The organism is Rhodovulum sp. P5, from assembly GCF_002079305.1.
Lineage (GTDB): Bacteria > Pseudomonadota > Alphaproteobacteria > Rhodobacterales > Rhodobacteraceae > Rhodovulum.
The window spans coordinates 4,010,673-4,024,096 of sequence record NZ_CP015039.1; the positions used below are offsets into that span (position 1 = coordinate 4,010,673).

The 13,424-nt window shown below is 64.2% G+C and carries 11 protein-coding genes; 3 read left to right on the forward strand and 8 right to left on the reverse strand.

Annotated elements, in window-relative coordinates; all coding sequences use genetic code 11:
- The first annotated feature begins 44 nt into the window (after nt 1–44).
- The gene (gene dacB / locus RGUI_RS19040) at nt 45–1,535 is read left to right on the forward strand and encodes a D-alanyl-D-alanine carboxypeptidase/D-alanyl-D-alanine-endopeptidase (RefSeq protein WP_081535775.1); all 1,491 of its coding nucleotides are present in this window, start codon (nt 45–47) and stop codon (nt 1,533–1,535) included.
- A 12-nt stretch (nt 1,536–1,547) separates the two neighbouring features.
- Here dacB and RGUI_RS19045 read toward each other — a convergent pair whose 3' ends face one another.
- From RGUI_RS19045 to RGUI_RS19080, 8 genes are all read right to left on the reverse strand, one after another.
- The gene (locus tag RGUI_RS19045; protein ID WP_172841204.1) at nt 1,548–2,282 is read right to left on the reverse strand and encodes a DUF4336 domain-containing protein; all 735 of its coding nucleotides are present in this window, start codon (nt 2,280–2,282) and stop codon (nt 1,548–1,550) included.
- Between the two features lie 4 nt (nt 2,283–2,286).
- Entirely contained in the window at nt 2,287–2,583 is a 297-nt protein-coding gene (locus RGUI_RS19050) for a hypothetical protein (protein WP_081535778.1), read from the reverse strand.
- Nucleotides 2,584–2,673: 90 nt separating this feature from the next.
- Nucleotides 2,674–3,951 (reverse strand): TAXI family TRAP transporter solute-binding subunit, encoded by a 1,278-nt coding sequence (locus RGUI_RS19055; protein ID WP_081535780.1) that lies wholly within the window; start codon nt 3,949–3,951, stop codon nt 2,674–2,676.
- Nucleotides 3,952–4,014: 63 nt separating this feature from the next.
- Nucleotides 4,015–4,659, reverse strand: a complete 645-nt coding sequence (locus tag RGUI_RS19060; RefSeq protein ID WP_081535781.1) for a hemolysin III family protein — start codon at nt 4,657–4,659, stop codon at nt 4,015–4,017.
- Nucleotides 4,660–4,828: 169 nt separating this feature from the next.
- A complete protein-coding gene (locus RGUI_RS19065) occupies nt 4,829–5,110 on the reverse strand; it encodes a contact-dependent growth inhibition system immunity protein (protein ID WP_081535782.1) in 282 nt (93 codons plus the stop codon).
- Complete coding sequence (locus RGUI_RS19070) at nt 5,107–5,937, reverse strand: RNase A-like domain-containing protein (protein ID WP_081535783.1); 831 nt, start codon at nt 5,935–5,937, stop codon at nt 5,107–5,109. Before RGUI_RS19070 ends, RGUI_RS19065 begins: the two co-directional genes overlap by 4 nt.
- Nucleotides 5,938–6,210: 273 nt before the next feature.
- The gene (carB, locus tag RGUI_RS19075) at nt 6,211–9,504 is read right to left on the reverse strand and encodes a carbamoyl-phosphate synthase large subunit (protein WP_081535784.1); all 3,294 of its coding nucleotides are present in this window, start codon (nt 9,502–9,504) and stop codon (nt 6,211–6,213) included.
- A gap of 65 nt (nt 9,505–9,569) precedes the next feature.
- The gene (locus RGUI_RS19080; protein ID WP_172841205.1) at nt 9,570–10,844 is read right to left on the reverse strand and encodes a glycosyltransferase family 87 protein; all 1,275 of its coding nucleotides are present in this window, start codon (nt 10,842–10,844) and stop codon (nt 9,570–9,572) included.
- A 206-nt stretch (nt 10,845–11,050) separates the two neighbouring features.
- Here RGUI_RS19080 and bchE point away from each other — a divergent pair, with 206 nt between their 5' ends.
- Nucleotides 11,051–12,691, forward strand: coding sequence for a magnesium-protoporphyrin IX monomethyl ester anaerobic oxidative cyclase (gene bchE, locus RGUI_RS19085; protein ID WP_081535786.1), 1,641 nt, complete (start codon nt 11,051–11,053; stop codon nt 12,689–12,691).
- Nucleotides 12,691–13,287 carry a bacteriochlorophyll 4-vinyl reductase gene (gene bchJ, locus RGUI_RS19090; protein ID WP_081535787.1) on the forward strand — a complete coding sequence of 199 codons (597 nt, stop codon included), beginning with the start codon at nt 12,691–12,693 and terminating at the stop codon, nt 13,285–13,287. Before bchE ends, bchJ begins: the two co-directional genes overlap by 1 nt.
- Nucleotides 13,288–13,424 lie beyond the last annotated feature (137 nt).

Below are 13,424 nucleotides of genomic sequence, written 5' to 3' on the forward strand. Positions count from 1 at the left end.
TTTCCCGGCTTGTTCGAGTCGGGGTGATCTGGTTCACTTCGCGCATGAGCGCGCCTGTTCAGGTCTGGTCGCGGCGCACCGTCCTTGGTGGCCTGTTTGCCGGTGCGGCCTCTGCCGCAGGGGCAGAGGCGTTGTTGCGCTCTCCGATACCGGTATCGCGGCCCGAGGATTTGCGCCGCCGGGTCGAAACGGCCTGGATGGTCGACCGGGCCGGTCTGTCGGGCAAGGTGGCCTTTGCCTTGGCCGATGCCTCGACCGGAGAGATCCTTCAGGTGCGCAACCCGTTGCTGGGGCTGCCCCCGGCCTCGGTCGCCAAGGCCATCACCGCGATCTATGCGCTTGAGACGCTGGGACAGGACCACAGGTTCGCCACCCGCGTGATTGCCACCGGCCCGGTGGAGAACGGGCGCCTCGACGGCGATCTGGTTCTGGTGGGCGGGGGGGACCCGACGCTTGATACCGACATGCTGGGCGATCTGGCCGCGCAGATGAAGGCGGCGGGCCTGCGCGAGGTGCGGGGGCGGTTCCTGTATCACGCCGGCGCCCTGCCGCGGCTGCCGCTGATCGATCCGACGCAGCCGCCCCATGTGGGCTACAACCCGGCGATCTCGGGGTTGAACCTGAATTTCAACCGGGTGCATTTCGAATGGCGACGGGCGGGCGCGGGCTATGACGTCACCATGGATGCGCGGGCCGAACGCTATGCACCCCGGGTGAACGTGGCGCATATGCAGGTCGTGAACCGCACGGCGCCGGTCTATACCTATTCCTCCAAGGGCGGGGTGGATGAGTGGACGGTCGCGCAGGGGGCGCTGGGCAGCGGCGGGGCGCGCTGGCTGCCGGTGCGTCGTCCCGCCGTCTACTGTGCAGAGGTCTTCCAGACGCTGGCCCGGTCCCACGGGATCGTGCTGCCCGCGCCGGAAGACGCCGATGTCGCGCCCCGCGGAACGGTGCTGGCGGAAAACCACAGCCCGCCCCTGGCCGCGGTTCTGCGCGACATGCTGAAATACTCCACCAACATGACGGCAGAGGCGGTAGGGCTGAGCGCCACGCTGGCGCGCGGCGCGGCCGTGGCCAGCTTGCCGGACTCGGCGCAGGCGATGAGTGCCTGGTTGGCGGGCCGGACCGGCACCCACAAGGCGCGCTTTGTCGATCATTCCGGCCTTGGCGACGGGTCGCGGATCTCGGCGATCGAGATGGTCAGGGCCCTTGTCGCGGTGGCACCCTCGGGGCAGTTGCGGGAGTTGCTGAAGCCGGTCTACCTGCGCGATGCGAAGGGCCAGCCGCTGCGCAATCACCCCGTTCGGATCAAGGCGAAGACCGGGACGCTGAATTTCGTCTCGGCGCTTGCGGGCTACATCACCCCGGCGACGGGCCGTGAGCTGGCCTTTGCGATCTTTACCGCAGACATGGACCGGCGCGCGACACTGTCACTGGATGAACGGGATCGGCCCGAAGGCGGGCGCAACTGGGTCGCCCGATCGCGGCGGCTGCAACGTGAACTGGTCGAAGCCTGGGCCACGGGGGCGGTGTAGCCGTCCCATTGATCAGAGCGCCCAGGAAAAGGCGTGCCGCAACCGGGCCTCGACATCGTCCTCGATCAGATCGCCATGTGCCAGAACCACGCGCTCCGGCTTCCACGCGATAACCTCGCGCAAGGCATGGGCCGCGGCGGCCTTGTCGGACCATGTCAACTGGGCGTCCCGCGGGGTTTGACCGTGGGGGGCCTGGGTACCGGCGATCCATGTACCAAGGCGCATCAGCGGCCCGATCCGGGCGGTGTCGAAATTCTCGATCAGGTCGGTCAGGATCAGCGTGCGCGACGGGTCGTGGAAGAACACGACCTCCTTGAGGAAGAAGTGGCCGGGGATCAGCTTTTGTCGCAGGGTCCCGGCCCAACCCTCGGGCACGTGGTCGTCCAGCAGGGTATGGACCGGGAAATCGACGTCATGGCGGGCGGCCCGCCGGGCCACGCCCGGGGCGGCATAGACTTGGGCATTCGGAAAACGCGCGGCCCATGCGGGCAGATATGCATAGTGCAGGGCGTTGGGCGCGATCAGGAACCGGACATGGCCCAGGGCCTGAACCTCGGCAATCAGCCGTTCATCAGGGGCAGTCGGGGAATGCAGCCACACCTCCCCGTGGGTCAGCCGAACAACAGTCATCCGGGTCGGAAACGGCATCCCGTAGAACGGGATCAAGGGTCCATCCGCAATCCACAGGGTTTGCGACAGGGCCTTCAGCGTGTTCAGCGGCGCATAGACCTGACGCGCGCCGCCCATTGGACTAGCCGCAATAATTCGCGGCGGTCGCGCCGAATTTCTTGTAGCGCTGCCAGAACCGTTCATCGCTGCGGCGGTCGGACTGGCGTACTTCTTGCGCCTGATGCGGGTCACGGAAGAACTTGACCGCCCGATTCTGATCGCCACGGCTGAGCGTCAGGTCGGCCACTTCCTGAATGCAGCCGCACAGCCCGCGCGACGCCCCCGGCCGGTCCGATTGCAGGCAGGCGCGCTCAATTGGCCCTGCCGACGCGGGAACGGACAACGCAGCCAGAATGGCTGCAATCGCGAGTGTTCTCATTTCACTGCCTCTCTGCCGGGGCGGCGCCGGTTCGTCCGGATTGTACTCCGCCCCCGAATGCGCGGGATCATGCCACAATTGGGCCAAATTTCAAACTGGATCGGCTGCTTTCAGCCGATCCATCCGCATTTCGATCCTTTGCCGGACAAGATCGATATGCAGTTGCGCGGTATAGGCCCGGTCGCGATAGGGCGGGGGCAGGGTCAGCCGGGCGACATCGACATCGATCCGTTCAAGCTGCGCCTCAAGGTCCTTCAGTTCTTCGACCGACCGGGCGGTGCGCGCCTGCATGTCGATGGCGCGGATCGCGGGATAGTGGCGGAACACCCGCCGCCGCATCTGCCAGCCATAAACGCCGGGCAACGTTCGCAAGAGCGGCACGACGATGAACACCAGCGGCAGCAGCAGGATTGCGAACCGGTTGATCTGGGCCACGACCCAATAGGGCAGCACGTCCTGCAACCGGCTTGGGCCTTCCTCGATCAGGGTGCGGGCATAGGCGTCGATGGGCAACGGGCCATCATCGGCTGCGGGAAAGTCCCGCGCCCGGGTGATCGCGTCGGCACCGGAATGAACCTCGCGTGCGGCCTCGACCAGGCGGTCGACCAGTGACGGGTGCAGATCGTCCCGGGCCACCAGATGCGCCACCATGCCCAGCATCTGCACATCCACCGGTGGCACGACCGGATCGAAACTGATGGCCGCGGCTGGCACGGTGATCACCTGCGTCTGGCGCATCCGCCGCGACAGCGCCGTCACATGGTCAAGCGGCAGAAGCCGAACCGCATCGTCCTGAAAGAGCGGTGCCAGATAGGGCGCATCGACGGGCGCGACGAAGACGGCCATATCGACCGCGTCGGCCAATAGCGCGTCTGCCGCCTCACTGCCGCTTAGCGCGATGCGGGTTACCGCGCCCGGTGCCAGGCCAAGGGCGTGTTCCAACCCGTCAAAGGCGGCGGCGGTGCCGGATCCCGGTGCGCCTGTCGCGATGGTCACGCCGCGCCACAGCCCCGGATTGCCGGGCAGGTCGGCGCGGGGCCTGGTGAAGAAGAACATCGGTTCGACAAACACGGCGCCCAGCGATTCCACATCGTTCGGCGCGTCCACACCGCCTTGCAGAAGGGCGGCGTCGACGGCTCCGGCGGCCAGCAGCGCAGCGTTTTCGATGGAGCCGGAGCTTTCGGCGATGACCAGCGTGATCCGGTCCCGGGCAAGGATGTCGCGATAGCGTTCGGCGATGGCATGATAGCCGCTGCCGGGCGCGCCCGCCGCAAGCCGCATTTCCTTCGGTGGCAGCAAGTCGCGGCTGAGACCCCACAGCGCCGCCGCCGCAAGCACCACCGTCACGATCCCAAGGACTGTCCGCATCGCATCGCCTCCCGCCCCAGTATAGCAACAGGTGCGCGCAGCGGCGTAAGCGAATTCGTCGCGTCAGGCCGTCTGGATCACGTGGGTCGTCACGGCCGCGAAGAAAACGACGGAGGCGACCAGAACGAAGATATGCCAGATCGTGTTGTGATAGGGCAGCTTTTCCCAAAGGAAGAACATCATGCCGACGGTATAAAGTACGCCGCCCGTGACGATCAGTGTCATGACCGCGGGGGACAGGGTTGCAAACAGGCTCCAACCCGCGATGGTCCCGGCCCATCCCATGGCGGGGTAAAGGGTCATGTTCAGCGCCTTGAACCGGTTGGGCACGAAGACGCGCAGGCCGGTTCCCGTCAAGGCCGCGGCCCAAAGGCCCGCCACCAGCGTGGCGCCCTGACCGCCCGACAGCAGGGTGAACGGCGTATAGGTGCCGGCGATCTTCCAGTAGATGGCGGCATGGTCGAGGCGCCGGAAGATCGGCGTCCAGCGGGCATGCTGCACCATGTGATAGAGCGCCGAGAACCCGATCATCGCGAAAAGCGCAAGCCCGTAGACGGTGATGCCGAGGATCGCGGCGCCGTCGCCCCGGAACAGGATCGCAAGGACCATCAGGACCGGCACGCCCATCGCAACGACGGCAAGGCCGGTCACATGAACAACCGCATCGGAGCGGCGCTCGGCTCGGGTATAGGGTGGGTACTGATCCATCTGAACCTCCGTTGCGCAAGATTGTTGCGCGGACGTTCAAAAAAGGTTAGCACAGCGGCTCAACTGCGTCAAAAACACGCATTTTTGAGAGGCGCGGAACGTTGCGTGATGTGAACGCGGCGAGTCCGATCCGTCGGAATTACGACTTCTTCAAGAGCGTAGTTCTTCCCTAACGGAGTTGCGCCTTGACGTCGGACAGGAAATTGAGCGTGGAACCGCTGAACGCTCTTGCGTCGATGTCGGGTGAGAATGCCTTCTCAAAGGCCATATCGAGCCCATCGGCATTGTCTCTGATGAACGAATCGATTTCCTCGATCAGCGCGACATGGCGCGATGCCGGAACGCTTCGTGCATAGGCCGCAACGATTTCTGGGACGGTTTCGCCTTCGATATCGAAATCCTGATGGAACCACCCCGATATGAGTGTTTGGAGTTCGGGGTAGTCGCTCATGGAATCGGAAAGGCTGTTAGGATGAAATAGGGTTTGTTGCCGACGATCTCCTTCTTCAGCACCACGCGGATCTTGGACATTTCCTGTGCGGTTTGCGATCCCCGCACCACTCCCCGCCCGATTACTTTTCCAAGTGCGACCTCGAAACCATGAGGTTCTCCGACAGACGCAGTCTTTGCCCAAGTCTGAATTGCCGCCTTGTTCTGCCTTAGGCAGGCGGCGACTGCTTTCTCCGCTTCGCTCAGCGTCCGGAAGGTCGATGCGGCCCGAATGCGCCGCTGTTGTGAAAGGCGCTGCAGCAACTCAGCGTCGCTCTTTCCGACGTGGCGCGCGATGGCATGCCCCCCGGCCTTTTCTGAGGCTTTCAGCGTGATGGTGCCACCGCGGATCGCGGCCGCCCGAAGCATTCCTGCAAAACCCGCCGCCAGCGGAACGGCAATATCGACGACGAGTCCGACGGTCCGCGCATTTTTTTCATCGGCGCCCATCAATTCGGCCGCAGCGGTTGCCGTCTGCGCTGTGAGCGTCATTCGTGTCTTTCCACTCACCACCTGGTAGACGTTCGTGCCGATGGTATCGGCGCCATGCAGGGCAAGTGTTCCACCGGCGATCTTGGTTACCGTTGTGGGCTCGGGGACAAGGAGGAGTGCGGCCCCACCAATGAGTTCAACCGCGCCAAACAAAGCTCCTGCAACGCCCCAAAGACGCGTTGAAAGGGTAGCTTCTTCTTCGATCGTCTCCCCTTCCAGAAGTGCTGCGAGTTGGAGGGGGGTGAGTACGATTTCTAGGCCGTCCTCAGTTGTCTCGGCGCGAACAGCGTCTGGCATGGCAATCCCAAAAGGTGAGGTTTGCAAACAAGCGCTTCAAGAAGTAGTCACCAGAAAACACGCGGCAACCAACAAACATCACCCCGTATTTTGCGGGAGATTAGCGATTCTGACAAGGAAACCCCGCAGACCGGGCCGAATACCCTGAATGATTGAAGGATAGTATCCCGCGATAAGAAGAATCTGCCCCGGTTATATATATCGCGACCTGTTCGGTCAAAGCCATTGCTGGCGCCTAGGAGGACGATCAGCTTCCAGCCTTATCTCTCGGCCTCACCCCTGCAAGCTCCGCACGCCGATTTCACCGTCCTCGCGGGATTTCATCGCCAGCGCGGCGGCATGGGCCGCGGCGGCGGTGGTGAAATAGGGGATCCGGTCCATCAGGGCGACGGCGCGCATGGAGCGGGAGTCGGACACCGCCTGCGCCCCTTCGGTGGTGTTGATCACCAGATGCACCAACCCGTCCTTCATGACGTCGACGATGGTGCGGCCGCCCTCATAGGCCTTGTTCACAACGTCCGCCGCGATGTCGTTTTCGGCAAGGAAGGCTGCCGTGCCGCGGGTGGCGAGGATCGAAAAGCCCAGATCGATCAACAGGCGCGCGGTCTCGGCAAGCTCCGGCGTCTTGTCGGCATCCTTGATCGAGAAGAACACGTTGCCCGCATTCGGCAGATCCGTGCCCGCCCCCAGTTGCGCCTTGAGGAATGCGCGCGGGAAGGAGCGGTCCCAGCCCATGACCTCGCCGGTGGAGCGCATCTCCGGCCCCAGCAGCGTGTCGACGCCGGGGAAGCGGGCAAAGGGCATCACCGCCTCTTTCACCGAGAACCACGGCATGTTCGGGTCGGCCAGCGACATCTGGTCGGCCAGCGGCAGCGGCGTGTCGGGGTCGGCATCGGCGGGGTAGGGCGGGCGCATGGGGAAGGCCGACAGCGTCTCTCCCGCCATCAGCCGCGCGGCGATAGAGGCGATGGCACTGTCGGTCGCCTTGGCCACGAAGGGCACGGTGCGGCTGGCGCGCGGGTTCACCTCGATCAGATAGATCTCGCCGTCCTTGACCGCGAATTGCACGTTCATCAGGCCGACGACCCCAAGGGCCAGTGCCAGCGCCTCGGTCTGGTGCTTCAACTGTTCCACGATGTCTTTGGGCAGGCTGTGGGGCGGCAGCGAACAGGCGCTGTCGCCGGAATGAACGCCCGCTTCCTCGATATGCTGCATCACGCCGGCCACATGCACGGCCTTGCCGTCGCAGAGCGCGTCTACATCCACCTCGGTTGCGCCGGAGAGATAGCTGTCCAGAAGCACGGGTGACTTGCCGGAGACCACGACCGCCTCGGCGATGTAGCGTTCCAGATGGCCCATGTCGCGGACAATTTCCATCGCACGGCCGCCCAGAACGTAGGACGGGCGGATCACAAGCGGGAAGCCGATGCTTTCGGCGGCGTTCAATGCCTCTTCCGCCGACGCGGCGATGGCGTTCTTGGGCTGTTTCAGGTCCAGTTTGTGCACGAGCGCCTGGAACCGTTCCCGGTCCTCGGCCAGGTCGATGGCGTCAGGCGAGGTGCCGAGGATCGGGATGCCTTCCGCCTCCAGCGCATTGGCGAGCTTCAACGGCGTCTGGCCACCGAACTGCACGATCACGCCATGCAGCGTGCCATGGGATTTCTCGACCCTGAGGATCTCCATCACATGCTCGAAGGTCAGCGGCTCGAAATAGAGCCGGTCCGAGGTGTCGTAGTCGGTGGAGACCGTCTCGGGGTTGCAGTTGATCATGATCGTCTCGTACCCCGCATCGGTCAGGGCGAAACAGGCATGACAACAGCAATAGTCGAACTCGATCCCCTGTCCGATCCGGTTCGGCCCGCCGCCCAGGATCACGACCTTCTTTCGGTCGGACGGGCGCGCTTCGCATTCCACATCGCCCATGACCGGGGTCTCATAGGTCGAATACATGTAGGGTGTCTGCGCCTCGAACTCTGCCGCGCAGGTGTCGATGCGTTTGAAAACGGCGGTCACGCCCAAATTCTGGCGGGCGCGGCGCACCTGATCCTCGTCCCGGCCAGTCAGCGTGGCCAGCCGTGCATCGGTGAAGCCCAGCATCTTGAGGCGGCGCAAGCCATCCTCGGTCACGGGCAGTCCGTCCTTGCGGACGATATCCTCGGCGTCCACGATTTCGCGGATACGGGCCAGGAACCACGGATCGAAATGGGTGACGGCCTGAATCTCGTCATCCGACATCCCGTGGCGCATGGCCTGCGCGATGGTCCGAAGCCGGTCCGGCGTCTGTTTCGACAGGGCGGCAACGATCTGCGCCTTGTCGGGCGCGCCGTCGATGTCGATCTCGTCGAAGCCCGTCAGCCCGGTTTCCAGCGAGGCCAGCGCCTTCTGGAAGGACTCATGCACGGTTCGGCCGATGGCCATCGCCTCGCCCACCGATTTCATCGCGGTGGTCAGTTCCGGCTTGGCGCCGGGGAATTTCTCGAACGCAAAGCGCGGGATTTTCGTCACGACATAGTCGATGGTGGGTTCAAAGCTGGCAGGCGTCACCTTGGTGATGTCGTTGTCCAGCTCGTCCAGCGTGTAGCCGACCGCCAGCTTCGCGGCGATCTTGGCAATCGGAAACCCTGTGGCCTTGGAGGCCAGGGCGGACGACCGCGACACCCGCGGGTTCATCTCGATCACGACCATCCGGCCGTCGGCGGGGTTGACCGCCCATTGCACGTTCGACCCGCCGGTTTCGACCCCGATTTCGCGCAGCACGGCGATAGAGCCGTTGCGCATCATCTGGTATTCCTTGTCGGTCAGCGTCAGTGCCGGGGCCACGGTGATGGAATCGCCGGTATGCACCCCCATCGGGTCCACATTCTCGATCGAACAGACGATGATCGCGTTGTCCGCCTTGTCGCGGACGACCTCCATCTCGAACTCCTTCCAACCCAGAAGGCTTTCGTCGATCAGGATCTGGTCGACCGGGGAGGCATCAAGGCCCGTCCGGCAGAAATGCTCGAACTCCTCGCGGTTGTACGCGACCCCGCCGCCGGTGCCGCCAAGGGTGAAGGCCGGGCGGATGATCGCGGGCAGGCCCACATGTTCCAGCGCGGCCATGCACTCTTCCATGTTGTTGGCGATGGTGGCCTTGGGGTTTTCCAGCCCGATCCGGTCCATCGCCTCGCGGAACAGCTTGCGGTCCTCGGCCATTTCGATGGCGGCGCGGTTGGCGCCGATCAGTTCCACCCCGAATTTGTGCAGCACGCCCATATCGGCAAGCTTCAGCGAGGTGTTCAGGCCGGTCTGCCCGCCCATCGTGGGCAACAGCGCGTCGGGGCGCTCTTTCTCGATGATCTTGGCGACGACCTCGGGGGTGATCGGCTCGATATAGGTGGCATCGGCCAGCCCCGGATCGGTCATGATCGTGGCGGGGTTGGAGTTGACGAGGATGACCCGGTAGCCTTCCTCCTTCAGCGCCTTGCAGGCTTGAGCGCCGGAATAGTCGAATTCGCAGGCCTGCCCGATGATGATGGGGCCCGCGCCGATGATCATGATGGATTTGATATCGGTTCTTTTCGGCATTGGGCCGTCCCCCGGAATGGCAAATTGCTGCGGGTTATAGCCAAGCGCGTTTGGGGTGCAAGGGCTCACTCGCCCGGGAAGGGCCGTGGTGATGTTCGGGCGGCCATGCGCGTAACGACAAGCCCCAGCAACAGCAGCGTTCCCACGGCGACCGAGGCCGCCGTTATCCCGGGCAGGGGAAGGTTCTGCAGTTTGACCAGGGCCACGACGCTGCCGAAACAAAGCGTCGCAAACGCCAGGGACAGGCGCAGGGCGGGGTTCGGTAGCGCCAGCATGGCCGGGGCAAGCAGAACCTGCAGCAGGAAATAGTGGGCCCAACTGAACGGCCCGAAGAGACCCAGAAGCAGAGTCAGTTGAAACAGCAGGAAGACCGGCCGCCAGGCCGCGGCGATGCGCCGGGCGGCCGCCAGCGATGCCGCCAGCAGGGCAAGAAGCGCCGTCTTCGAGATCAGGCCGATCAGGGCCGGCGGGTTGTGGACGAGTGCATTCGTCATGGCGCTGTCATTTGGCGGGATCAGGCCGGTAGCATAGAACAGGCCGTAAAGCGCCGAATTGGCCGAGAAGTTCACCCCGCTCAGCACCATGGTGCCGCGAATCGTCGACAGCGTGTCGAGGAAGGCCGCGTTCAGCGCGGGACTGACGAGCAACAGATTTCCCCCGCAGAACCCGGCCGTGGCCAGCGCAAATGCGGCGATGGCTCGCCACCTGCGTTCAATGAGAAAGATCAACAGCAATGCGGCCGGTGTCAGCTTGAGCGCGGTGGCCACCGCAAGCGCAAGCCCGGCCGCCCTGTCGCGCCCATACGCCATCCGCTCCACCGCCAGCAGGCACAGGACGGCCACCGCGATTTGTGGCTGCATCAGGTCCAGCGCAAAGGCCGGAATCACGCCGGTCTGCAGCAGCAGGGCCGAGAACAGGCCCCATTGCCAGAACGGGATCGCCACGGCCCTACGGACAAGACGCCAGGCCAGCCAGACGCCGAACCCCAGCATCGGAATCAGGATCGTGGCCGCGAGGTTGAAGAAGGCAAGCGGGCCCATGATTTTTGTCAGCGGGGCAACGAGGACCGCCCAGAGGGGCGGGTAGATATAGGGGAACGCAGGCTGCTTGCCCGCGCCAAGGGCCTGAAGATCGGCCTGCCAGACCTTCGGCGTGGTGTTCACGAAGCTGTCGGCGGAGACCACGTAGACAAGTTCCGGTCGCCCCGTCGCTATCATGTGGCCTGCCATATAGACCGCCGCAAGATCGTCGGCCCAGTTGCCCCAGACGCGATGCAGGACGACCGCCGACCAGAGGCCAAGGCAAAGCAGGCCCAGCACAAGGGATCGTCTGTCGTTCAAGGGATTGCCCTTCCTTGCCCGTCCGCCAGCGTCGCCCGGGGGTATGCCCGAGCAACTGTAAAGACTTCGCGAAAAAGAGGGCTGTTCGGGACGGCGGAAAAGGCCACCAAGGGCCGCCCGACATTCCTTACACCGATTTGACATGTGTCAAGTTGGCTTGACAGGCAATGTGTCATGTTCGCCCGCAAATCACGGGGAGTCGATCCATGCGAATTTGCTTTGTCCATCCCAACTACCGCTCTGGCGGGGCCGAGATCGCCGGAACCTGGCCGCCGGCCTGGGTCGCGTATCTGACCGGCTCTCTGCGGCGGGCAGGGTATGACGACATCCACTTCGTCGACGCGATGACGGATAACCTGACCGAGGACGACCTGCGCGCGCAGCTCAAGACGCTGCAGCCCGACGTGGTCGCAACCACCTCGATCACGCCTTCGATCTATGCGGCCGAACGCACGCTGGAAATCGCGAAGGAAGAAGTCCCGAACGCGCTGCGCGTGCTTGGCGGCATCCACGCCACCTTCATGTTCAAGCAGGTCCTGTCCGAGGCGCCGTGGATCGACGTGATCTGCCGGGGCGAGGGCGAGGAAATCATCGTCGAACTGATGAACGCTGTGCGCGACGGTAACTGGCCGGACTGCCGCCGGGACATCAAGGGCCTTGCCTTCCTTGATGGGGACGAGATCATCTCGACCGCCGCGGCGCCCACGGTCAAGGACGTCGATTCCATCAAGCCCGACTGGGATATCCTTGAGTGGAAGAAATACATCTATGAGCCCCTGAACTGCCGGGTTGCGATCCCGAACATGGCGCGCGGTTGTCCGTTCACCTGCTCCTTCTGCTCGCAGTGGAAGTTCTGGCGCGACTACCGCATCCGTGACCCGAAACTGGTGGTCGACGAGATCCAGGAACTGGTCGAGAAGCACGATATCGGCTTCTTCATCCTCGCCGACGAGGAACCGACCATCAACCGCAAGAAGTTCATCGCCTTCTGTCAGGAACTGATCGACCGCGGTCTGCCCGACAAGGTGAAATGGGGCATCAACACGCGGGTGACCGACATCCTGCGCGACGAGGAGCTTCTGCCGTTCTACCGCAAGGCGGGTCTGGTCCACATCTCGCTGGGGACCGAGGCCGCGGCGCAGCTCAAACTCGACCAGTTCAACAAGGAAACCCGCGTCGAGGACAACAAGCGCGCGATCCAGTTGCTGCGCGACGCCGACATCCTGACCGAGGCGCAGTTCATCGTCGGGCTCGACAACGAAACCCCGGAGACGCTGGAAGAGACCTTCCAGCTCTGCTGGGACTGGCAGCCCGACCTCGCCAACTGGGCGATGTACACGCCGTGGCCGTTCACGCCGCTCTTCCAGGAGCTGCACAACAAGGTCGAGGTGTTCGACTACTCCCGCTACAACTTCGTGAACCCGATCATGAAGCCCGAGGCGATGGACCGCGCGGAACTTCTGGACCGCACGATGAACAACTATCGCCGGTTCTACATGCGCAAGGCGCTGTTCCACTATCCGTGGCGCGGCACCGGGTTCCGCCGTCGTTACCTGCTGGGCTGCCTGAAGGCGTTCCTCAAGGCCGGTGTTGGCCGGACCTTCTACGACCTTGGCAAGAACAACTACTGGGGGCCGCAGTCGAAGGACAAGGTCAAGTTTGACTTCGACATGTCCCGCAAGCCCGCCAAGGCGCAGGTCGAGGACTGGGAGTCCAACGCCGACCGCGCCGCCCAGGCCAAGGCCCGGCGCCAGTCCAAGGATGACAGCTTCAAGATGCCCCAGGGCGATGCGGCGGCTGACGTGCGCGTCTGCGGCGGCGGCGACCAGCAGATGGAAGACGCCTGATGAAAGACACCCAATCCGGCCATGAGGGCCGGATCGGACCGAATGCCGTGCTCCAGCTTCTCCCTGTGCTGGAGACGGCGGGTGGCGCGGCGCTGCGCGACGAGATGATGCATGCGGCGGGCCTTGATGCGCCCCCGTCCGACGCCGGCCTGATGGATGAGGGTCCGGCCGCCGCGATGCATCGCGCGCTGCGCCGCCGCCTTCCCCAACGTGCGCCCGACCTTTTGAGAGAGGCCGGGGCACGCACGGGGGAATACATCCTTGCACATCGTATCCCGGCACCGGCCCAGCGGGTGCTCAAGGCGCTGCCGGCCTTCTTGTCGGGGCCGATGCTGGCCAAGGCCATCGCCAAGCACAGTTGGACCTTCGCCGGGTCCGGGGAATTCACCGTGATCTCGACCCGCCCGCTGGTGTTCGAATTGCGGGACAATCCGCTGATCCGCGGCGAAAGCGCGCCGCACCCGATCTGCGGCTGGCACGAGGCGGTGTTCGACACGCTGTTCCAGACACTGGTCGACAAGCGGCTTCGAACGCACGAGACGAAATGCACCGCAAGCGGCAGCCCGGTCTGCCGGTTCGAGATTTCGCGGGGCTGAGCGGCAGACCGTGACACGATGCAATGCCGCGTGATCGGCGGGCCGTGCGGTCGGCCCGTCGTTGGCGCGATTGGGCTGACGCCCCTTGAGCCCGCGTAGCACACTGTTGCAGGCGACGGCGGCACGTCACCGGAAAG